The 22,129-nt window shown below is 71.6% G+C and carries 18 protein-coding genes; 11 read left to right on the top strand and 7 right to left on the bottom strand.

The genetic code is table 11. The annotated features are described in order from the left end of the window. Positions 1–29 precede the first annotated feature (29 nt). The 4 genes from OHA21_RS34505 (at position 30) to OHA21_RS34490 (ending at position 8,891) form a co-directional block, all read left to right on the top strand. Positions 30–809, top strand: a complete 780-nt coding sequence (locus tag OHA21_RS34505; RefSeq protein WP_328462176.1) for a TIGR00730 family Rossman fold protein — start codon at positions 30–32, stop codon at positions 807–809. Beyond that, the gene (locus OHA21_RS34500) at positions 809–1,360 is read left to right on the top strand and encodes a TIGR00730 family Rossman fold protein (protein WP_328462174.1); all 552 of its coding nucleotides are present in this window, start codon (positions 809–811) and stop codon (positions 1,358–1,360) included. Before OHA21_RS34505 ends, OHA21_RS34500 begins: the two co-directional genes overlap by 1 nt. 77 nt (positions 1,361–1,437) lie before the next feature. Then, positions 1,438–5,262, top strand: coding sequence for a UvrD-helicase domain-containing protein (locus OHA21_RS34495; protein ID WP_442875191.1), 3,825 nt, complete (start codon positions 1,438–1,440; stop codon positions 5,260–5,262). Further along, positions 5,262–8,891 carry an ATP-dependent helicase gene (locus OHA21_RS34490; RefSeq protein ID WP_328462172.1) on the top strand — a complete coding sequence of 1,210 codons (3,630 nt, stop codon included), beginning with the start codon at positions 5,262–5,264 and terminating at the stop codon, positions 8,889–8,891. The genes OHA21_RS34495 and OHA21_RS34490 overlap by 1 nt, the downstream gene beginning before the upstream one ends. Positions 8,892–8,901: 10 nt before the next feature. Here the strand turns inward: OHA21_RS34490 and OHA21_RS34485 are convergent, their stop codons facing one another. Then, positions 8,902–9,309 (bottom strand): pilus assembly protein CpaE, encoded by a 408-nt coding sequence (locus OHA21_RS34485; RefSeq protein WP_328462170.1) that lies wholly within the window; start codon positions 9,307–9,309, stop codon positions 8,902–8,904. A 224-nt stretch (positions 9,310–9,533) separates the two neighbouring features. On the opposite strand from OHA21_RS34485, the gene cspE reads away from it, so the two are divergent. Then, positions 9,534–9,737 carry a transcription antiterminator/RNA stability regulator CspE gene (cspE, locus tag OHA21_RS34480; protein ID WP_014447450.1) on the top strand — a complete coding sequence of 68 codons (204 nt, stop codon included), beginning with the start codon at positions 9,534–9,536 and terminating at the stop codon, positions 9,735–9,737. A gap of 316 nt (positions 9,738–10,053) precedes the next feature. Here cspE and OHA21_RS34475 read toward each other — a convergent pair whose 3' ends face one another. After that, a complete protein-coding gene (locus OHA21_RS34475) occupies positions 10,054–10,770 on the bottom strand; it encodes a lysophospholipid acyltransferase family protein (RefSeq protein WP_328462162.1) in 717 nt (238 codons plus the stop codon). 100 nt (positions 10,771–10,870) lie between these two features. On the opposite strand from OHA21_RS34475, the gene OHA21_RS34470 reads away from it, so the two are divergent. Then, complete coding sequence (locus OHA21_RS34470; RefSeq protein ID WP_328462160.1) at positions 10,871–11,734, top strand: hypothetical protein; 864 nt, start codon at positions 10,871–10,873, stop codon at positions 11,732–11,734. A 26-nt stretch (positions 11,735–11,760) separates the two neighbouring features. Here OHA21_RS34470 and OHA21_RS34465 read toward each other — a convergent pair whose 3' ends face one another. From OHA21_RS34465 to OHA21_RS34450, 4 genes are read right to left on the bottom strand one after another with little or no spacing between them, the layout of a single operon-like run. After that, complete coding sequence (locus OHA21_RS34465; protein WP_328462158.1) at positions 11,761–12,627, bottom strand: ABC transporter permease; 867 nt, start codon at positions 12,625–12,627, stop codon at positions 11,761–11,763. Continuing rightward, positions 12,617–13,363: an ABC transporter ATP-binding protein gene (locus OHA21_RS34460; protein ID WP_328462156.1), complete on the bottom strand. Its 747-nt coding sequence runs from the start codon at positions 13,361–13,363 to the stop codon at positions 12,617–12,619. Before OHA21_RS34460 ends, OHA21_RS34465 begins: the two co-directional genes overlap by 11 nt. Before the next feature lie 2 nt (positions 13,364–13,365). Further along, positions 13,366–14,445: an ABC transporter substrate-binding protein gene (locus OHA21_RS34455; protein WP_328462154.1), complete on the bottom strand. Its 1,080-nt coding sequence runs from the start codon at positions 14,443–14,445 to the stop codon at positions 13,366–13,368. 8 nt (positions 14,446–14,453) lie between these two features. Then, a complete protein-coding gene (locus OHA21_RS34450) occupies positions 14,454–14,867 on the bottom strand; it encodes an RrF2 family transcriptional regulator (protein WP_328462152.1) in 414 nt (137 codons plus the stop codon). Between the two features lie 152 nt (positions 14,868–15,019). On the opposite strand from OHA21_RS34450, the gene OHA21_RS34445 reads away from it, so the two are divergent. From OHA21_RS34445 to OHA21_RS34430, 4 genes are all read left to right on the top strand, one after another. Further along, the gene (locus tag OHA21_RS34445; RefSeq protein ID WP_328462150.1) at positions 15,020–16,327 is read left to right on the top strand and encodes a M16 family metallopeptidase; all 1,308 of its coding nucleotides are present in this window, start codon (positions 15,020–15,022) and stop codon (positions 16,325–16,327) included. Continuing rightward, positions 16,324–17,637, top strand: coding sequence for a M16 family metallopeptidase (locus tag OHA21_RS34440; protein WP_328462148.1), 1,314 nt, complete (start codon positions 16,324–16,326; stop codon positions 17,635–17,637). The genes OHA21_RS34445 and OHA21_RS34440 overlap by 4 nt, the downstream gene beginning before the upstream one ends. Continuing rightward, the gene (nudC, locus tag OHA21_RS34435; RefSeq protein ID WP_328462146.1) at positions 17,634–18,602 is read left to right on the top strand and encodes an NAD(+) diphosphatase; all 969 of its coding nucleotides are present in this window, start codon (positions 17,634–17,636) and stop codon (positions 18,600–18,602) included. Before OHA21_RS34440 ends, nudC begins: the two co-directional genes overlap by 4 nt. A 73-nt stretch (positions 18,603–18,675) precedes the next feature. Then, a complete protein-coding gene (locus OHA21_RS34430) occupies positions 18,676–19,557 on the top strand; it encodes a phytanoyl-CoA dioxygenase family protein (protein WP_328462144.1) in 882 nt (293 codons plus the stop codon). Between the two features lie 48 nt (positions 19,558–19,605). On the opposite strand, the gene OHA21_RS34425 is transcribed toward OHA21_RS34430, so the two are convergent. After that, complete coding sequence (locus OHA21_RS34425) at positions 19,606–19,848, bottom strand: mycoredoxin (protein WP_093619172.1); 243 nt, start codon at positions 19,846–19,848, stop codon at positions 19,606–19,608. Positions 19,849–19,931: 83 nt separating this feature from the next. On the opposite strand from OHA21_RS34425, the gene OHA21_RS34420 reads away from it, so the two are divergent. Further along, positions 19,932–22,067, top strand: coding sequence for an ATP-dependent DNA helicase UvrD2 (locus tag OHA21_RS34420; RefSeq protein WP_328462140.1), 2,136 nt, complete (start codon positions 19,932–19,934; stop codon positions 22,065–22,067). Positions 22,068–22,129: the final 62 nt, after the last annotated feature.

Here is a 22,129-nt window from a genome sequence, read left to right as displayed (position 1 = left end):
GTACTGACCGTCCGCACTACCTTGGTGGCATGACGGAGAGCACCAACGGGCGACCATCTACCGGCCCGGAACGTCATCGCGGCGCGGTCACGCTGCGGCGTGATTCGATCCCACCGAGCACCGCTGATCAGAAACTGCTCGACTCGCACCACCGCGGTGAGTGGAAGACCAAGGACGCCTGGCGGGCGCTGCGGATCCTCTCCGAGTTCGTCGAGGGCTTCGACACCCTGGCCGATCTGCCGCCCGCGGTGAGCGTTTTCGGGTCCGCGCGCAGCAGCCCGGACAGCTACGAGTGCGAGCTGGCGTACAGCTTGGGCGCGGCGCTGGCCGAGGCGGGGTACGCGGTGATCACCGGTGGCGGTCCAGGGGTGATGGAGGCTGCCAACCGGGGAGCGACCGAGGCCGGCGGGATGTCCGTGGGCCTCGGTATCGAGCTTCCGTTCGAGCAGGGGCTCAACGACTGGGTCGACGTCGGCATCGATTTTCGCTACTTCTTCGTACGCAAGACCATGTTTGTGAAGTATGCCCAGGCCTTTGTCGTGCTTCCTGGCGGTTTCGGAACGCTGGACGAGCTCTTCGAGGCGATCACGCTGGTGCAGACCAAGAAGGTGACCCGGTTCCCGGTGATCCTGATGGGCGCCGAGTACTGGGGTGGGCTGCTCGACTGGATGAAGCGGCGGATGCTCGACGAAGGCAAGATCAGTGCCATGGATCTCGACCTGATTCAGACCACCGACGACGTCGCCGAAGCGGTCCGCATCATCGTGGACGCCGACGCGGCTCTCGCCGACCCGAACGGTAAGCGGTAGTGGCGGCCGTCTGCGTCTTCTGCGCCTCCTCGACCACGCTGGAACAACGCTGGCTCGACCTGGCCGGCGAGACCGGCCGGGCCCTCGCCGAACGAGGGCACGTGCTGGTCTCCGGCGGCGGCTGCGTCGGCATGATGGGTACGGTCGCCGACGGCGCCCGGTCCGCCGGCGGGCACACCCTCGGCATCATCCCGCAGTGCCTGGTCGACCTCGAGGTCGCCGACGTCGCCTCGGACGAGCTGCTGATCACCGCAGACATGGCCGCCCGGAAGAACCTGATGATCGAACGATCGGACGCCTTCCTCACCCTCCCGGGTGGTCTCGGCACGCTGGACGAGCTCTTCGAGGTGTGGACCACCGCGACCCTCGACGTGCACCGCAAACCGATCGTGCTGCTCGACCCGGACGGCTTCTACGACGGGCTGCTGCGCTGGCTCGGCGGCCTGGTCGACGAGAAGTTCGTGCGGCCCGCCGCGATCGAGATGATCCAGGTCGCCCGGACCGTTCCGGCCGCCCTCGACCTCATCGAGGACACCCTCGGCAGCCGATAACGTCGTACCGGCGTGCTCTCATAGATGCCGTGAGCACGCCGGCCCCCCGTCCCCCGGTGCGCCGGCCGGCCTATCGCCTGGTCCGGCGGCCCCGCCCGATCGTTCCCGAGCTGCCGGTCGACCCGGTTCAGCGCCGGGCGGTCGAGCACACCACCGGGCCGCTGCTGGTGATCGGCGGGCCCGGCACCGGCAAGACCTCGGTTCTGGTCGAGGCGGTCGCCGCCCGCATCGCCGAGGGCACCGATCCCGAGCGCATCCTGGTGCTCACCTTCGGCCGCCGCGGCGCGGCAGCGCTCCGCGACCGGATCGAGGCCCGGGTCGCCGACGATCCCGGGCGGATCGTGCACGAGCCCCTGGTCAGGACCTTCCATGCGTACGCGTTCGGCTTGCTCCGCCGCGCCGCAGCCGAACGGGGTGAGCCCTCCCCGCGCCTGCTCACCGGCCCCGAGCAGGACCTGATCATCCGGGAGCTGCTGGCCGCGGTCGGCGATCCCGAGGCGCCCGACACGATCGGCTGGCCAGAAGCGCTGCGGCCGGCCCTGCCCACCAGGGCCTTCGCCCAGCAGTTGCGTGACCTCATGCAGCGCGCCGCGGAGCGCGGCATCGGGCCGGTCGAGCTGGCCCGGCTCGGCGAGCGCCTCGGCCGTGACGACTGGCCGGCCGCCGCCCGCTTCCTCCGGGAGTACGTGGCGGTTCTCGCCCTGCGCGACGTCACCACGCGCGGTTCCACGGCGTATGACCCGGCCGAGCTGGTCCGGGCCGCCTCCGGCCTGCTCGCCGACGAGCCCGACCTGCTGGCCGCCGAGCGCCGCCGTCTGGATTACGTCTTCGTCGACGAGCTGGCCGAGACCGACCCGGCGCAGATCGACCTCCTCACCCAGGTCGCCGGCGGCGGCAAGCCCCTGATCGCGTTCGCCGACCCGGATTCGTCGGTCTTCGGCTTCCGAGGCGCCGACCCGGAGATCGTCGCCACGTTCGCCGAGCGGTTCCGCTCGGCTGCGGGCGCCCCGGCCGAAACCGTCGTCCTGCACACCAACTACCGCGCAGCACCTCAGCTGCTCGACGCGACCGGCCGGGTGGCCCGCCGCATGCGCGGTCCGATCGGGCACCGCCCGATGTTCCCGCCGCCGACACCGGAGCCCGGCCCCACCGGGCCCGGGCCGGCCGAAGCCGGTTCCGCCGGGTCAGTCCCTTCCGAGTCTGGTTCCGCCGGGTCGGGGCGTGCTGGGGCCGGTGCCGTCGAGCCGACGGCTTCCACGCCCGGTCCTGCCGCCGAGGGGGATGCCCGGCCCGGTGACGGGGCCGGCGGGGATGCCCGGCCCGGTGGCGGGGCCGGCGGGGATGCCCGGCCCGGTGGCGGGGCCGGCGGGGATGCCCGGCCCGGTGGCGGGGCCGGCGGGGATGCCCGGCCCGGTGGCGGGGCCGGCGGGGATGCCCGGCCCGGTGGCGGGGCCGGCCGCCCGGTCGATGATGTCTTCGGGCCGGTGCCGGAAGCTGTGGTGCGGACCTTCCGGTCGCCGGCCGCCGAGACCGCCTACATCGCGCACGCGCTGCGCGAGGCGCACCTGCTGCACGGGGTGCCGTGGTCGCGGATGGCGGTGCTGATGCGGTCCACCGCGCTGCAGCAGCCGTCGGTGCAGCGGGCCTTGGCCGCCTCCGGCGTGCCGACCGTGATCCATGCCGAAGATCTGCCGTTGCACCTGCAACCGGCGGTCGCGCCGTTCCTGCTGCTCCTACGGTGTGCGCTCGATCCCCAGGTGCTCGATGAGGAGGCCGCGGTAGCGTTGCTGCACTCCGCGCTCGGCGGCGCCGATCCGCTGGCCGAGCGACGGCTGCGGCAGGGTCTGCGGGCCCTCGCGCTGGCGGCGGGTGATCGCCGGCCGTCCGGTGAGCTGCTCGTCGACGCGGTCCGGGATCCGGCCGGGCTGGACATGGTCGAGCGGCGCTGGGCACGGCCGGCCCAGACGATCGCCCGGCTGATCGCTGTCGTCCGAGAGGCCGCGGCGGAGCCCGGGGCCACCGCCGAGGAGGTGCTCTGGGCTGTCTGGCGGGCCAGCGGTCTCGCCGACCGGTGGTATGCGATGAGTACCCGCGAGGCCCCCATGCCGGACCAGCGCGAGGTCGGCCGGGCCCGGCAGTGGCGAGCCGAGGCTGCCGACCGAGACCTGGACGCGATGGTGGTCTTGTTCGACGCCGCCGCCCGGTTCGTCGACCGGCTGCCCGGCGCGCGTACCGAGGTGTTCTTGGACCATGTGCTCGGCCAGGACCTGCCCGCTGACTCGATCGCGCCGAGCGCCGACCGCGGCGAGGCGGTCCGGCTGCTCACCGTGCACGCGGCGAAAGGCCTGGAGTGGGACGTGGTGGTTCTGGCCGGGGTGCAGGAGGGCATCTGGCCCGACCTGCGCCTGCGCGGCAGCCTGCTCGGCTCGGAGCGCCTGGTCGACGTGATCGCCGGCCGCCCGGCCACGGGCGCGGCCGCCGTCGCCACCGAGACGTCCGCGCTGCTGGACGAGGAACGCCGGCTCTTCTACGTGGCGACCACCCGGGCTCGCCGCCGCCTGGTGGTCACCGCGGTGGCCTCGGCGAGCGTCGGCGGCTCGGCCGGTGAGGAACAGCCGAGCCGGTTCCTGGCCGAGCTGGCCCTCTCCGCCCCTGGCCCCGGCCCGGGTGCCGGTCCGGACGCTCCGCCGCCGACCGAACCGCCCGAGCCGGACCCCTGGGACACCGGCCCGCCCGACGGACCCTCCGGTCCCTCGGACAGCGGCCCGGACCCTGATCAGCAGCTCGACAGCCAAGCAGCGGCCGAGGACGCGCCGGACGGGGCCGAGCCGGAGGCGCGTGATGCTGAGCCGGCTGTGGACGATGACGGCGGGCCGGTTGAGGAGGATGAGCTTCCGGTCGGGCGGGCGCCGCGGGCACTCACGCTGGCCTCGTTGGTGGCCGAGTTGCGTACCGTCGTGGTGGGATCTGCGGAAACGCCCAGCCGGCGGCGCGCTGCGGCGGCTGAGTTGGCTCGCCTGGCCGCGGCCGGAGTGCCCGGCGCGCACCCGGACGAGTGGTGGGGGCTGAGGCCACTGTCCGACGACCGGCCGCTGGTCGACGAGGGCGAGCCGGTGAAGGTCACCCCGTCCTCCATGGAAAGTGCGCTGCGCTGCAGCCTGCGGTGGCTGCTGGAGCGGCACGGCGGCGCGGCCCCGGCCGGTCCGGCGCAGGGCATCGGCAACCTGGTGCACGCTGCCGCCATGCTCGCCGAGGATGCGAACGCCGATCGGGAGAAGCTGGTGGAGTACGTGTCGGCCCGGTTCGACTCGATCGAGCTGGCGGCGCGCTGGCTGGCCGGTCCCGAGCAGGAGCGTGCCCAGGGCATGGTCGACAAGCTGCTGCGCTGGCTGGCGGCGAACCCGCGGCGGCTGCTGGCGATCGAGCACGAGTTCACCGTGCGGCTGGAGGACGAGCGGCGCCCGATCCAGCTCACCGGGCGGGTCGACCGGCTGGAGATCGACGACGCCGGCCGGCTCGTCGTCATCGACCTGAAGACCGGCAAGACCACCGCCGTCTCGGCCGCCGACGTGGCCGAGAATCCGCAGCTCGCCGGCTATCAGGCCGCGGTGGATGCGGGCGCGTTCGCCGATTACGGCGCGGACAGCGGCGGCGCGGCCCTGGTGCAGCTCGGGCCGGGCAAGGAGGCCCGCGAGCAGATGCAGGTGCCGCTCACCGAGGCGGCGGATCCGCAGTGGGCGTACGCGATGGTGCGCCGGACCGCCGAGACCATGGCCGCGTCGACCTTCTCCGCGGTGGCCAACAGCCGGTGCCGGGTCTGCCCGGTCCGGACCAGCTGTCCCATCTCCGGTAAGGGCCGCCAGGTCGTCGAGCCGGGCCCGTCACGACCGGACGGTCCCTGATGACCCAGCCGCCGCTGTTCACCGATGAGGCCCGGCCGCGCCGCCGGGCTGCTGAGGGACCCCGCTACACACCGCGGGAACTCGCCCGGATGCTGCGCCTGCCGCCACCGACGCCGGAGCAGGAGGCGATCATCGCCGCGCCGGTCGAGCCGCTGCTGGTGGTCGCCGGCGCCGGGTCCGGCAAGACCGAGACGATGGCGTCGCGGGTGGTCTGGCTGGTCGCGAACGGGTACGCGCATCCCGGCGAGATCCTCGGCCTGACCTTCACCCGCAAGGCCGCCGGGGAACTGGCCCACCGGGTCCGGACCCGGCTCGGCCAGCTGATCCGCCGGCTCGGCCGGGACGACGCGTTCGCCGGCGAGGCGACCATCTCGACCTACCACGCGTACGCCGCCCGGGTGGTCACCGAGCACGGCCTGCGCGCCGGGTACGAACCGTCCGCCCGCCTGCTCACCGAGGCCGCCCGCTGGCAGATCGTCGACTCGCTGGTCCGCGCCTACACCGGGGAGATGACCGGCCTGAACCGGGCGCCCGGCACCGTCACCGACGACGTGCTGGCCCTCTCCGGCGAGCTCGCCGAGCACCTGGTCTCCCCGGAGGATCTCGCCGCGTGGACCGGCCGGTTCTTCGCCGAGGTGCAGGAGTTCCCCGGCCGGGTCTACGCCGACGTGACCGAGATGCTGCGCCGCCAGCAGCACCGGCTCACCCTGCTACCCCTGGTCCGCCTCTACCAGCAGCGCAAACTCGATCTGGAGGCGATGGACTTCGGCGACCAGATGGCCCGGGCCGCCCTGGTGGCCCGGGATCATCCCGAGGTCGGCGAGACCGAGCGTGGCCGGTTCCGGATCGTGCTGCTCGACGAGTACCAGGACACCAGCCACGCCCAGGTCACGATGCTGAACAACCTGTTCGGCGGCGGACATCCGGTGACCGCGGTCGGTGACCCGTGCCAGTCGATCTACGGCTGGCGGGGCGCCTCGGCCGGCACTCTGGAGCGGTTCCCGGCCGAGTTCACCGACCGGACCGGCCGGCCCGCCTGGGTGCAGGGCCTGACCCGGAGCTGGCGCAACCGGCCGGAGATCCTGCGGGTGGCGAACACGCTCGCCGCCCCGCTGAACGCGCAGGTCGGCGTGCTGAAGGCGGCCGACCGGGTGGCCGCCCCGGTGGGTGGGCGCACGGTGACCTGTGCGCTGCTGCCGACGTACGCGGACGAGGCCAACTGGATCGCCGACTCGATGCTGACCGCGTGGCGCCTGGTCGCCGGGATGCCGTCGGCGCTGCCCGAGGAGATCCCGCTGGAGCAGCGCCCGACCAGCGCCGTGCTGGTTCGGGTGCGCAGCCAGATCCCGGTGATCGAGGAGGCGCTGCGGGCCCGCGGGCTGCCGGTCGAGGTGGTCGGTCTCGGCGGTCTGCTGGACACGCCGGAGGTCCGCGACGTGGTGTGCACGCTGCGCGTTCTGGCCGACCCGACCGACGGTGCGTCCCTGTTGCGCCTGCTCACCGGGGCCCGCTGGCGGATCGGCCCGCGCGACCTGGTGGCCCTGCACCGGCGGGCCCGGTCGATCGCCGCGGCCCGCGCGGTCCCGGCCGGCGAGGAGCAGGAGGACGTGACCGCCGACCGGCTCGACGACGCCACCCTGGTCGAGGCGATGGCCGACCTCGGCATGCCCCAGCAGTATTCGACTGAGGGTTATGTGCGGCTCCGGGCGTACAGCAGCGAGCTGTATGCGCTGCGGCAACGCCTGGACCAGCCGCTGCCCGATCTGCTCGCGGACATCGAGCGCACCATCGGCCTGGACGTGGAGGTGGCGGTTCGCGGGTGGGCGGCCGGGGACGCCGGGCTGGCCCGCGGGCACCTCGACGCGCTCGGTGACGCCGCGACCCGCTACGTGAGCGAGAACGAGACCGGCACGCTCGCCGGTTTCCTGGCCTTCCTGGCGGCCGCCGAGGAGGAGGAGCGCGGGCTCGAACCGGGGCAGGTCGACGTGGTCGAAGGCGCGGTGCAGATCCTCACCGCGCACGCGGCGAAGGGCCTGGAGTGGGACGTGGTCTCGGTGGCCGGCCTGTGCCGTGGCGTCTGGCCCGGGCAGTCCCGCAGCTCCGACCACTACCTGGGCGGCATCGGGGTGCTGCCGTTCCCGCTGCGGGGTGATTCGTCCGGTCTGCCGGACCTGGACCTCGGCGACGCGGTCGATCAGAAGGACGTCGCGGCGGCGTTGAGCGCCTTCACGCGGGCCTGGCGGGAGCACGACGAGCGGGAGGAGCGGCGTCTGGCGTACGTCGCAGTGACCCGACCCCGCCGGCTCCTGCTCTGCTCGGGTTACTGGTGGGGCGACGGCGTGAAACGGCCGCGCGGCCCGTCGGTCTTCCTCGACGAGATCCGGGCGACCTGTGCCGAGGGCGCCGGCGTGATCGACGTGTGGACGCCCGAGCCGGCGCCCGGCGAGTCCAACCCGAGTGACCGCGTGGTGGCCAACGCCGAGTGGCCCGCCGACCCGCTCGGCCTGCGCCGGCCGGCCATGCAGGCCGCCGCCGACCTGATCCGCCGCATGATCGCCGCCCCGGACGCGTCCGCGGCCGAGGCTTTCGCCGACCTGGCGGCCGCCGATCCCGAGGTGGCCGCGCGGGCCGGGCTGGCAGCCGACCTTGCAGGCTTGGCTGCCGCCGGCTGGGAAACCTCAGGGGTACGCCCGGACGACCGCGCCGATCGACCAGAGGCAGCCGACGCCTCCACAGAGCAGGCCGAACCGGTCATCCCTGCCCAACGCCCAGCCGCGGCGAAGGCCGCCGAGCCCGACGGCTCGGCGGATGCTTCCGAATCCGACGGCTCGCTGGAGGAAGCCGATGCCGAAACCGAGGCCGAGGGGGAGCCCGCGGATCGGGAGGAGCTGGCGGCGGCGGTCGCGGAGGTGGATCGGGCGGCTGCGGCCGAGGATCCGGATATCGCCCGCTGGCGGCGGGAGGCTCAGCTGCTGCTCGCCGAGCGGGCGGAGCGGGCCCGGCACGACGGGCCGATCGAGGTGGCGCTGCCGCCGCACCTGTCGGTGTCCCAGCTGGTGGTGCTGCGCCGCGACCCGCAGGCGCTGGCCCGGTCGTTGCGCCGGCCGCTGCCGCACCGGCCGGCGCCGCAGGCCCGCCGTGGCACCGCGTTCCACGCCTGGCTGGAGCAGCGGTTCGGCACGTCGCGGCTGATCGACATCGACGAGCTGCCGGGCGCCGCCGACGAGGGTGCGGCCGGCGACGAGGAACTGGCCGCGCTGCAGGAGGCGTTCCTGACCGGCGAGTGGGCCGACCGCACGCCGGTCGAGGTGGAGGTGCCGTTCGCGACGACGGTGGCCGGGGTGGTGGTGCGCGGGCGGATGGACGCGGTCTTCGCCGACCCGGGGAACCGGTTCGACGTCATCGACTGGAAGACCGGGCGGCGGCCGTCCGGTGCGGAGGCCGAGGCGGCGGCGGTGCAGCTGTCGGCGTACCGGATTGCCTGGGCGTCGCTGGCCGGGGTCCCGGTCAACCGGGTGCGCGCCGGGTTCCACTATGTCCGCGAGCAGGTCACCGTCCGGCCCACCGATCTGATGGACGCGGCGACGCTGGCCGCGCTGATCGAGGAGATCCCGGCCGGGTCGCTCTGACCGAATCCGGTCAGGCTCCGGCCGCTTTCAGCAGGTGCAGGAGCGCCGCGGCGTACCCGTCCTCCGGCGTCGCGGCGGTGAACGTGTGACTCTCGTCGAGCAGCTCCACGCGTACCCGATAGTGGTCCGGCTCGCGGCCCAGCTCGCGGAACGTGCCGCCCAACAGCTCCCGCAGCTGGTCCTCCCGCGGTAGCCAGATGGTCTCGTCCAGGTCCACGTCGTCGAGCGCCCACTCGGTGGTCCCGTTGAAGCCGATGATCCGCCCTTCCGGCCGGTCGTGCACCTGAATCGTCATGTTGCTCAGCACGAAGACCTCGTCGTCCAGGTCCCGGTCGGGCACCGCGAACCGGTCGCCGAGGCGGGGCTTCCAGATCAGTCCAGCGGCTTTGAGCTGCCTCGCGACTTGCACGCCGAGCACGTCCCGGCCTCCTTCGTCATGCTAGGCTCCCTGCGTTGTCAGTTTGGTTCCCAAGTACTCAGGAGCGCCTGTGGGGAAGTCTGCCCCAGGCGCTCTTTGTCGTAACCCGGATTCCTCCGGTACGGGCGATCAGTACGGCGACACGAGCCCCGCAGAATGCGGGTCTTATTACCTCGCTCTCGTCCATAATGGGCGGAGAGCGATCGACCGTCGAGGAGACGATCATGGTTACCGGCGTAGTGAAGTGGTTCAACGCGGACAAGGGCTTCGGATTCATCACCCCTGACGACGGCGGCGCCGACGTCTTCGCCCACTTCTCCGCGATCCAGATGTCGGGCTACCGCAGCCTGGAGGAGAACCAGCGGGTCGAGTTCGAGGTGACCCAGGGCCAGAAGGGCCCGCAGGCCGCCAACATCCGCTCCGTCTGATAATCGCATCCGACGAGCGGCTGCCCTCGGCAGTCGCGAGCGCATGATTGCGGCGCCGTACCCGGCCGGGTACGGCGCCGTTTGCGTTTCCGCAGGCCGGCGGCGAGATGCCGCGCCCGCGGGAGAGCGGGGCCCGCGCCCGCGGGAAGTCGCGCCTGCAGGAAAGCCGGCACGGACTGCGCTGACGGGATGCCGCGCCGGCCGCGGGCGACGCTGACGAAGAGGCCGGGCAGGCGGGGAGGCCGCCGGTCGGGAGCCGGCCCGGGGACGCTGAAGGGCTCCCGGCACGCCGGAAGCCCTTCGAGATCAGTTTCGGTCAGATGGCCGCGGTGGGCTGCGGCAGCGGCGCGGTGCCGCCCAGGTGGGCCGGCAGCCACCAGCGGTCGTCCGGGCCGGAGGGCTGTTCCGGGTACGCCTTCTGCACGGCGTCGAGCAGGCCGGCCAGCCGCACCTTGAGCGCCGCGGTGATCGCCTCGGGGGTGGCGCCCTCGGGCATCTCCACCGCCTCGCCGATCTTGATCAGGACCGGCACGTGGCGTTTGGTGAGCTCCTTCTTGCGGCCCTTGGTCCAGAGCCGGTGCGGACCCCAGACGGCCATCGGGATCAGCGGGACGCCGGCCTCCTGCGCCATCCGGGCGGCGCCCGACTTGAGGCCCTTGATCGTGAACGACTCGCTGATCGTCGCCTCCGGGAAGACGCCGACGATCTCGCCACGCTTCAGCGCCTCGATCGCCTCGCGGAACGCCGCGGTGCCCGCCTTGCGGTCGACCGGGATGTGCCGCATGCCGCGCATCAGCGGGCCGCTGATCTTGTGGTCGAAGACCTGCTTCTTCGCCATGAACCGGACCAGCCGCTTGGCCGGCTGAGCGCCCAGGCCGCAGTAGATGAAGTCGAGGTAGCTCGAGTGGTTACTGGCCAGCACCGCTCCGCCCGTCGCCGGGATGTGCTCGGCGCCCTCGATCTGGATCTTGTTGTCGAGCACGCGGAACATCGTCTTGGCCAAGGCGACGACCGGGGGATACACCAGTTCCATGGCAGAACGGTAACCGACAACGCCTGGAATCGCGCTGGCCGGGCGCACAATACCGGCCGCCGTACCGGCCCGTGGGACAGTCGTGGTGTTCACTGGTGACATGTCGAATCGCGCGGGCGGTCCGTGGGCGTCGGGGGCGGTGACCGCTTCGGGCGTACCCCCGCTCGGTCCTGCGCAACCGGCCGCGCCGCCGCCGGCGCCCTCGCCGGATGGACCACAGCGTCGCCGGCGGCAGTTGCTGATCTTCGGTGGCATCGCCGGCGTGATCCTGGCGGTGGGTCTGTCGGTGTTGCTCGCCGTGCTGCTCGGCGGGGAGAGCAATCCGTTCCGCGACAAAGCGTCCGCACCGGCTGACCTGCGGCCGCCGCTCGCCCAGGCGTGTCCGGCGCCGACCGTGTTGCCGAGCGGGGCCGCGACGCGGGGGCCGAGCGCTCCGCCGCCGGCCGCCGGGGAGCGGACCGTGGACGAGGACGCCGGGATCTCGTACCGGAAGTACGGGAAGCCGTGGGTCACCTGGGACACGGTGTGGCGGGCCGGGACGCTGGAGGTGCCCTACCGGGTCGGCCAGCACTTCGTGACCGAAACCTACAGCGGCGGTGAGTACCACGCGTCGATCCTTTCCGCGGCGGTGCCGGCGGCGGACAACGACGCGGTCTCGCTGGATCTCGAGTGTGTCGGGCGGCAGGTGGCGGCGGATGTCCGCGCCGAGTACTACCCGCAGCCGAACACCATGGAGCCGCTGCGCGACGAGGTGACCACGCTGGGCGGGTTGCCGGCCTGGGTGAGCGAGTTCCGGCTGCGTTTCGAGGCGAACGGACTGACCGCCACCGACGAACTCTCCGCGGTGGCGGTCATCGACGTCGGCAAGCCGACGGCAGCGATTCTGTACGTGTCGATCCCGGGCACGCACAAGCAGTTCGACTACGTCGTCGAGGATGTCCTCAACTCGATCCGCCCGCTCTAACTCGGCGGCAATCGAAGCGAAGCCAGCTAGCTCAGCAGGCCCCAGCGCTTGCGCAGCGAGTTGTCGGCGGCGTTGAACAGCACGTCGATCAGGATGCCGATCACCAGCACCACGATGATGTAGCAGATCACCAGCGAGGCCTCGTTCAGTTCCCGGGCCTGCTGCATGCGTACGCCGATGGACAGCGCGCCCGGCACGATGACCAGCAGCTCACCGGCCATCAGGCTGCGCCAGGAGAACGCCCAGCCCTGCTTGAGCCCGGAGATGAACGACGGCAGCGACGCCGGCAGGATCAGGTGCCGGTACTTCGCCAGGCCTTTCATCCCGAGCACCTCGCCCACTCTCAGCCAGGTCCGCGGCACGTAGTCGATGCCGCTGATCAAGCCGTTCGCCACCGAGGGTGCGGCCCCGATGATGACCACGAACATGATCGCGCTCTCGCTGATCTGGAAGAGCAGGATGGCGAGCGGGAACCACATGATCGACGGCATGGTCTGCAGGCCGGTGATCAGCGAGCCGATGGCGGCCCGCAGCGGGGCGAACCGGGCCACCGCCGCGCCGATCACTGTGCCGATGATCACGGCGAACACGAAGCCGGTGAGCGCCCGGGTCAGGGTCAGCTGGATGCCGTCCCAGAACGAGCCGGTGGTGATCAGGTCGGCGAGGTCGGAGAAGACCGTCTCGGGCCCGGGCAGGACGTAGACCGGCTTCCACTCGGAGAGCACGACCAACTGCCAGACCGCGATGACGATTGCGATCGCCAGCAGCTTCGGCCAGGTGTTGCGCCAGATGCGCAGGCCGAGGTTGCCCTTCTCCTTCTCAGGCCCGAGCTCGAGGGCGTCCAGGCCGCTGATCTCATCGGCTTTCGTGGACTCGACGACTTCAGTTGGCATGACGGGCCACCTCCGCGCGGAGCCGGTCGGTGATCTCGGCGGCCTGCCCGGCCACCTCGGTCGAGTCGATACGCCGTGGACGCGGGTGGCCGATCTTGAAGTCCTCGATGACCCGGCCGGGCCGGCTGCTCAGCAGGATCACCCGGTCTCCCAGCCGGACCGCCTCGCGGACGTTGTGCGTCACGAAGAGCACGGTCAGCTCCTGCTCGCGCCAGATCCGCTCCAGCTCGTCGTGCAGGATGTCGCGGGTCATCGCGTCGAGCGCGCCGAACGGCTCGTCCATCAGCAGGATGTCGGCGTTCTGGGCGAGCGCGCGGGCCAGGGCCACGCGCTGCCGCATACCGCCGGAGAGCTCGTGCGGGCGCTTGTTGCCGAAGCCGCCCAGCCGGACGATCTCCAGCAACTCGTTCGCCCGCTTCTTGCGCTCGGCCCGGCCCACACCCTGCAGGCGCAGGGCCAGCTCGACGTTGCCGGCCACCGAGAGCCAGGGGAAGAGGGCGGCCTCCTGGAACATCAGCGAGACGTTCTTCCCGCCGATGTCCAGGGTGCCACCGCTGATCTTGTCGAGCCCCGCCACCAGCGACAACAGCGTGCTCTTACCGCAGCCGGAGGCGCCCAGCAGGCAGACGAACTCGCCCTTGCTGACGGTCAGCGACACGTGGTCGAGCGCGAGCAGGGCGTTGCTGCCGGACCCGTACTGCTTGGAGACGCCGTCGAGGCGTACCACCGCGGTCATCGTCAGGCCGCGGCGTCGCTGACCGCGGGCTGGCCGTCGGCCTTGAGGACCTCGTTGAGCAGCGTGAGGTCGTAGATGCCGGCCAGGTCCACCGGCTTGAGCAGGCCGACCTCCTCGGCGTGCTTGGCGCTGGTGAACAGCGACGGGGCGATCGGATCGTGGGTGAACTTCAGGTTCTTGAACGCGGCGGCCAGGATCTCCGGCTTCAGCGGCTTGCCGGACAGCGCCTCGAGCTGGGCGTTCGCGGCGGTTTGCGCCTCGGCGTTGTCGGTCTCGATGTACTTGACCGACTTGACGTGGCCTTGCAGCAGCTTCTTGACCGTGCCCGGGTACTTCTTCAGGAACTCCTGGCTGACGATCAGATAGGTGGTGACGAACTGCTCGTTCGGCCACAGGGTCTTCTCGTCGACCAGCACCTTGCCCTTGGATTCCAGGATCAGGCGGCTGAAGTTGGGCTCCGGCACCCAGGCGCCGTCGATCGCGCCCTGGGCGAAGGCCTGTAGCGCGGTCGCGTTCTCCTGCGGCTGGATCGAGACGTCGCCGCCGCCCTGCTGATCGGCGTTGAGGCCGTTCTCCTTCAGCCAGGCGCGCAGCGCGACGTCCTGGGTGTTGCCCAGCTGTGGGGTGGCGATCTTCTTGCCCTTGAGGTCGGCGGCAGTGTTGATGCCTTCCTTGACCACCAGGCCGGCGCCGCCCGAGGTGCTTCCCGCGATGATCTTCAGCGCGGTGCCCTTGGACTGCGACCAGCCGTTGATCGCCGGGTTCGGGCCGATGTAGGTGGCGTCGATCGCGCCGGAGAAGAGCGCCTCGATCGCCGACGGGCCGGCGTTGAAGGTCTTGGCGTCCAGCTTGGTGCCGGTGCCCAGGGCCTCCTCGAAGAACTTCTTGTTCACGCCGACCAGGGCCGGGGCGTGGGTGATGTTCGGGAAGTAGCCGAGGCGCAGGGTCTCGGCCTCGGCGCCGGCAGCACCCGAGCCTGCGGCGGCCGAGGTCTGGTCGTCGGAAGCGCAAGCGGCGAGGGCGGTCGAGGCCACCACAGCGGCCGTGGCAAGGGCGAGCGCACGTATGGTGCGGGAGCTCATGCTCACTCCTAGTTCGTTTTCACTGAGATGCTGGAGAGTTCGGCCAGGGTTTTGTGGTCGACGACACCCTCGATGGCCGCCTCGACGGCGATCCACACGTCGTGCAGCGCCGTCGCCGCACCGTGATAGGTCGCCGTGGACGTGGGGAGCCCCCGGACGGTGGTGAGCGCGCCGCCGACGGCGCGGACCACGTCGCCGACGGTGATCTCCTCGGCCGGGCGGGCCAGGGCGTATCCGCCGTCCACGCCGCGGTGGCTGTGCAGCAGCCCGGCGCGGCGCAGGTCCAGAAGGATGCCTTGCAGAAAGCTGAGCGGGATGTCCTGTGCGGCCGCCAGACCGGCGGCCTTGACCAGACGAGGGTCCTCGGCGGTGACCGCGAGCATGGCGCGAACCGCGTAGTCCGTGCGTGCCGAGACGTACACGATGCGCGCCCCCTTCCGTCGAAACTTTGCATTGCCTATCTGTTGGATGGGAATGATGGAACAGATGGGTTTAGTGCGTCAAGCCCAGGGAGGTGGACGGTTGTGTCGGGTGACTACAGCGCGGATCCGCGCCGACACGCTAGATTCGTACCGTGGCGCCCAGAATCAAGATCCCCGCGACGAAATATCCGGTCGAGCGACTCACCCTCGGCAATGGTCTGCGCGTGGTCCTGTCCCCGGATCGCAGCGCCCCGGTCGTCGGTGTGGCCGTCGTCTACGACGTCGGCATCCGCAGCGAACCGGAAGGCCGTACCGGTTTTGCCCACCTCTTCGAGCACCTGATGTTCCAGGGCTCGGAGAACCTGGAGAAGCTGGCGCACTTCCGGCACGTGCAGGGGGCCGGTGGCAGCTTCAACGGCTCCACCCACCTGGACTACACCGACTACTTCGAGGTGCTGCCGGCCGGCGCCCTCGAACGCGCGCTCTTCCTCGAGGCCGACCGGATGCGCGGTCCCCGGCTCACCGAGGAGAACCTGCGCAACCAGGTCGACGTGGTCAAGGAGGAGATCCGGGTCAACGTGCTGAACCGGCCGTACGGCGGTTTCCCCTGGTTGAAGCTGCCGCCGGTGATGTTCGAGACATTCGCCAACGCGCACGACGGCTACGGCTCGTTCGAGGACCTGGAAAGCGCCACGGTCGAGGACGCGCAGGGTTTCTTCGACCGCTATTACGCCTGCGGCAACGCGGTGCTGTCGGTCGCCGGTGACTTCGACGTGGCCGAGGCGACCGCGATGATCGAGCGGCACTTCGGTGATGTGCCGGCCCGACCCGCCCCGACACTGCCGGACTTCGCGGAGCCCGGGCTGGACGGGGAGCGGCGGGAGTCGTACACCGACCGGATCGCCCCGCTGCCCGCCGTCGCGGCCGGCTACCGGGTGCCCGACCCGATCAGCGACTTCGCGGCGTACCTGCCGTTTGCGGTGCTCGCCGAGGTGCTCACCGACGGTGACGCGTCCCGGCTCGTCGAGCGGCTCGTCCAGCGCGACCGTACGGCCACCAACCTCGGCGGCTACCTGGGCTTCATGGGCGACGAGTACCAGGTGCGCAACCCCACCGCGCTGCTGCTCCAGGCCCACATGCCGCCCGGTGGCGACGCCGGCAAGGTGCTGCAGACTATCGACGAGGAGCTGGACCGGCTCGCCACCGACGGCCTCAAACCGGGCGAGCTGGCCCGCACCCAGGCCCGGATGGCGACCCGCCTGCTGCACGACACCGACGCGGTCCTCGGGCGAGCCCTTCCGATGGCCGTGCTCGAACTGCAGCGTGGCCGGCCCGGCCTGCTCAACGACCTGCCGAAACTGATCAACGAGGTCGGCGAGGAGCAGATCGTCGCCGCCGCGGCCACCCTGCGGCCCGAACACCGTGCCAGTGTCGAAGTGATCCCGGGAGCCTCCGCATGAAGACGTTGCCCGACCTGCTCCCGGACGCGGAACTCCACCTGCCGCGCGAGTCCGAGCGCACCCTGCCCAACGGCCTGACCGTGATCGCGATCCGGCGGGCCGCGGTGCCCCTGGTCGAGGTGCGGCTGCGGATCCCGTTCGGCCGGGCGCCGCTGGCCCCGGCCACCCTGCTGTCCCAGGCCCTGTTCACCGGGACCAGCGCGATGTCGAGCATCGACCTCGCCGCCGAGCTGCAGGCAGTCGGCGGCAGCCTGGCCGCCGGGAACGACCCGGACCGGTTGCTGATCACCGGCAACGCTCTCGCCGACGGGTTGGACCGGACCCTGGAGCTGCTCGCCTCGGTGCTCACCGACGCCGCCTACCCGGCCGAGGAGGTGGGCACCGAGCGGGAACGCCTGGTGGACAACATCCAGGTCGCACTGAGCCAGCCCGCACACCTGGCCCGGGTGGCGCTGCTGAAGCGGATCTACGGCATCCATCCGTACGCGGTGCAGACCCCCGCACCGGAAGAGGTGCGGGGCGTCGAGCCCGCCGCGCTGCGCGAGCTGCACGCCGCCCGGGTCCGCCCGGCCGGCGCGGTCCTGGTGCTGGTCGGCGACATCGACCCGGAGCAGGCCATCGACACCGCGGAGAAGGTGCTGGGCGGCTGGACCGGTGCCGGGCCGGACGGCACCATCTCGGCGACCCCGGCCCTGGAGACCGGCCCGCTGCTGCTCGTCGACCGGCCCGGGTCGGTGCAGTCCTCGCTGCGGATGGCGCTGCCCGGCATCCCGCGGACCGACCCCGACTACGCCGCGCTCAGCCTGGCGAATTTCGTCTTCGGCGGTTACTTCTCGTCCCGCTGGGTGGAGAACATCCGGGAGGACAAGGGGTACACGTACGGCTCGCACTCGCTGATCGAGCACTTCGTGGCCGGTTCCACGCTGCTCGCCGCGGCCGAGGTGGCCACCGAGGTGACCGGCCCGTCGCTGCTCGAGACGCTCTACGAGCTGGGCCGCATCGCCAGCCTCCCGCCCGGTGAGGAGGAGCTCGAGCAGGCCCGGCGCTACGCCCTGGGCACGCTCCGGCTGGGCATGTCGACCCAGGCCGGCCTGGCCGGGCTCGCGAGCATGTACGCCGGCTTCGGCCTGCGCCTCGACCACCTGCGGGAGCACTCGGCCGCCCTCTCGGCCGCCACCCGCGAGGAGGTCGCCGCCGCGGCCGCGAAGTACCTGGCCCCGTCCCGGGCGGTGACCGTGGTTCTCGGCGACGCGGAGAAGATCGAGCCGCAGTTGTCCGCCCTGATCGCAGTGGAGCGCAGCGCAGAGTGACCGAGCCGGAACAACCCGACCTGGGCGAGCAGCCCGGGACCCCGCCGCTGGCCAGGAGCACCCTCGACCGGGCCGCGCTGCGGCGCAAGGACGAGGCCTGGCTGGCCGCGGCCTGGGAGCGCGGCCGGGTCCTCGTGGTCGACCTCGCCAAGGGCGGGCGGGCACTGATCACCGACCGCGCCGACGGTGGCGCCCAGCTGGTGCTGGTGCCGTCGGCCGAGGCGCCGGAGGGGGAGCGCTGGTTCCTCGGCGTCGACGTGGACGACACCCCGGTCTGGACCACCAACGCCCCGCTCGCGTCGTCCGGCGACACGCGGGCGGTGACCCTGCGCGAGATCGGTCATCTGCTCGACGACCGGGACGCCGGCCTGTTCACCGCGGCCGCCGCGCTGGGCAACTGGCATGCCAGTCACCAGTTCTCGCCGCGGACCGGCAAGGCCACCGTCGCCGTCGAGGCCGGCTGGGCGCGCGCCGACAGCGACGGGCAGCTGATGTGGCCGCGGACCGACCCGGCGATGATCGTTCTGGTGCACGACGGGGTCGCCGGCCCGGCCGGGCGGTGTCTGCTCGGTCACAACGCGGCGTGGCCGACCGGTTCGGACGGTGTCCGGCGCTTCTCCTGCCTGGCCGGTTACGTCGAGCCCGGAGAGTCCGCCGAGGCTGCCGTGCTCCGTGAGGTGGGCGAGGAGGTCGGCATCCGGCTCGCCGCCCTCCAGTACGCGGGTAGCCAGTCCTGGCCGTACCCGGGATCGCTCATGCTGGGCTTCCACGGCGTGGCCGACCCGGCACAACCGCTGGTCCTGGACCCCGAGGAGATCGACGAGGCGCACTGGTTCAGCCGGGAGGCGATCGCCAAGATGATCGCCGGCGGGTACGTCGACCCGGATTCAGGTGTGCCGATGAGCCTGCCGATGCGTTCCTCGATCGCCTTCTATCTGATCGAGAAGTGGCTCCACGCCGGCTGAAAATTCTTCCCCTTCCGAGGCAACCATTACGAGGGTTCGTCGCGTCTTGGTTGCAAAGACGAGAGGGGAACCGATGACCCAGGTGGAAGCGCCGGCGTGGACGCCGATGTCCGCGGACGAGCGGGCGGCGTTCGACCGCGACGGATACATCGTCGTTCCGTCGGTGCTGAGTGAGAGCGAGATCGCGATCGGCCGGACCGCGATCCTCGAGGCGTACGAGAAGGGCAAGCGAGACGGGAAGCTCGGGCCTACGGGGGCTCTGCACCAACTCTCCCCGATCACCGGGGTTCCTGAACTGGCCTTCCTCCTCGACCACCCGAAGGCGTTCAAGTACATCTGGTCCCTGCTCGGGTGGAACATCCACGTGTACCACTCGCACATCGACGTGCACCCGCAGATCCACGAGCAGCAGAAGACCTGGTGGCACTGGCACCAGGACGGTGGCCGGCAGAACCGGGAGCTGGAGACCGACCCGCGCCCGATGATGTCGGTGAAGTTGGCGTACTGGTTCTCCGACGTCAGCGAGACCGGCCGCGGCAACTTCACCGTGCTGCCCGGCAGCCACAAGACCAACTGGTTGCCCGGCCCGCCGAGCCGTGGTGTCCCGTGGCCCCAGCCGGAGGGTGCGACGCAGATCACGGCGAACCCCGGTGACCTGGTGGTCTTCGACCGCCGCATCTGGCACGCCCGGTCGGACAACTACTCCGACATCACCCGGGTCGGCGCCTTCTTCGGTTACACGCCGCGCTGGGTGGCGATCCGCGACGAGGTCGCCGACCTGCCGAACCGGCCGGAGTGGGAGACCTTCACCGAGGTGCAGAAGCAGCTGCTCGGCGGCTTCGGCAACGGTGACGGCGACCACCAGTGGGGGCACTACCCGGAGACCACGCCGCTCTACGGAGCGCTGAAGGAGCGGGGTCTGCTCGACTCCAGCATCCCGGCGCTGATCCCGTAACACGAAAGTGGGGCCGCCCGGCCGGGCGGCCCCACTTTTCTTGACGACTTACGCCGCGATGGCGGCGAGGTGCTGCTTGACCTGCACGATCGACGGGTTGGTCAGCGCCGAGCCGTCGGAAAACTTCAGCGTGGGGACGGTCTGGTTGCCCCCGTTCACGCTGCGCACGAACGCGGCCGAGGCCTCGTCCTGCTCGATGTCCACGACGTCGTAGGCGATGCCTTCCCGGTCGAGCTGGGACTTCAGACGGTGGCAGTACCCACACCAGGACGTCGAGTACATGGTCAGCATCGGTCAGAGCTCCTTTGGGGATGAGTCACACGGCACTACACCTTCCCGCATAACGCCCGCCGGGGGTGTCATGATTCCCTACCGTGCGGACTGATGGGGTGCTGGCCGGGCTCGACCCGGAGCAACGGACGGCGGTGACCGCTCCGGCCGGCCCGGTCTGCATCCTCGCCGGGGCCGGCACCGGGAAGACCCGGGCCATCACACACCGGATCGCGTACCGGACATCGAGCGGCGAGATCAGCCCCCGCCACGTGCTCGCGGTCACCTTCACCGCCCGGGCCGCCGCTGAGATGCGGGCCCGGCTCACCTCGCTGGGCACGGCCGGCGTGCAGGCCCGCACGTTCCATGCCGCAGCCATGCGCCAGGTGCGCTACTTCGCCCCCCGGCTCCTCGAGGGCCGCGGCATGCCCGAGCTGATGGAGAGCAAGGCGCGCACGGTCGGCCTTGCGGCAGCCCGAGTCGGGGTACGCGCCGACCGCGCCGCCGCACGCGACCTGGCGAGCGAGATCGAGTGGGCCAAGTCGTCCCTGGTCGAGCCGGGGGAGTACACCGTCGCGGCCGCCAAGGCTCTGCGCGAGCCACCGTACGAGCCGGCCCGGGTGGCCGAGGTCTTCGCCGCCTACGAGCAGCTCAAACGCCGTCAGGGCGTGATCGACTTCGAGGACCTGCTGCGCGCCGCGGTCTGGGGCATCGAGGAGCACCCGGACGTCGCCGACCAGATCCGCGCCCAGTACCGGCACTTCGTCGTCGACGAGTACCAGGACGTCAACCCGCTGCAGCAGCGCCTGCTCGACGCCTGGCTGGGCGGGCGCGACGACATCACCGTGGTCGGGGACGCCAGTCAGACGATCTACTCGTTCACCGGCGCGACCTCGGCGTACCTGATCGACTTTCCGCGGCAGCGGCGCGGCGCGGTCGTGGTGCGCCTGGTCCGCGACTACCGCTCGACCCCGCAGGTGGTCGGGCTGGCCAATGCGGTCATCCGGCAGGCCCGCGGCACCGAGGCGAAGCTGCGCCTGGAGCTGGTCGGCCAGCGGCCGGGCGGCCCGGAGCCGGAACTCAAGATCTTCCCGGACGAGCCGGGGGAGGCGGTCGCGGTGGCCCGGCGCTGCCGGGACCTGATCGCCGCCGGCACGCCGGCGAGTGAGATCGCGGTGCTGTTCCGCACCAACGCGCAGTCCGAGGCGTACGAGGAAGCGCTGGCCGAGGCCGAGGTCCCGTACGTGGTCCGGGGCGCCGAACGGTTCTTCGAGCGCGCCGAGGTGCGGCAGGCCATGATCGCTCTGCGGGCGGCCGTGCGTTCCATCCCGGGCGAGACTCCGCTGGTGGATGCGGTCGTCGAGGCGCTCGCCGCGACCGGGTGGAACCGGACCCAGCCCCCGCCGGGCGGTGCGGCACGCGAGCAGTGGGAGGCACTCGCGGCTCTGGTCACTCTCGCCGAGGAGTACGCGGCGACGCCCGAGATCCTCCCGATCGGTGAGGCCGGGCGGGTGCAGCGGGACGTGTCGCTCTCGGCGTTCAACGACGAGCTGGCCCGTCGCGCGGAGCAGCAGCACGCACCGACCGTGGCGGGTGTCACACTCGCCTCGTTGCATTCGGCCAAGGGCCTGGAGTGGGACGCGGTCTTCCTGGTCGGCCTCGCCGACGGCACGCTGCCGACGACGTACGCCAAGACAGCCGAACAACTGGAGGAGGAGCGCCGTCTGCTCTACGTCGGGGTCACCCGCGCCCGCCAGGTGTTGTGGCTCTCCTACGGCCAGTCCCGCTCGCCGGGCGGCCGCCCCCGCCGCCCGAGCCGCTTCCTGCCGCAGCTGGAACGATCCGGATCGGCCGAGCGCACCGCGGACCGCAGTCGGAAACCCGACCGCCGCCGACCGCAGGTGTCCTCCTGCCGGATCTGCGGTGCCACCCTGCTGGCCGGCGCCGACCGCAAGCTGGGCCGCTGCCCGACCTGCCCGTCGGACCTCGACGAAGACCTCTACCAGCGTCTTCTCCAGTGGCGCGCGAACACCGCCGCACACCTCAAAGTCCCTGCATATGTGGTGTTCACCGATGCCACTCTGGTGGCCATGGCGGAACGCCGCCCGGCCGAGCCGGCGCAGCTGCTGGCGATCGCCGGGATCGGCCCGCGCAAACTCGGTCAGTACGGCGATGCGGTCTTCGCTCTGGTCGCCGGAGCGAGCCCCGATGATCTTGCGCAAAAAAACTTCGAAAGTTAGTCCGTTAATTCGTTTGCCCTCTCCTGTAGGGCAGGCATAGCCTCAGGACACGTCTTGGCGAG

This window comes from Actinoplanes sp. NBC_00393 (genome assembly GCF_036053395.1).
In the GTDB taxonomy this organism is placed as follows: domain Bacteria; phylum Actinomycetota; class Actinomycetes; order Mycobacteriales; family Micromonosporaceae; genus Actinoplanes.
This window is presented reverse-complemented; position numbering and strand designations above follow the sequence as displayed.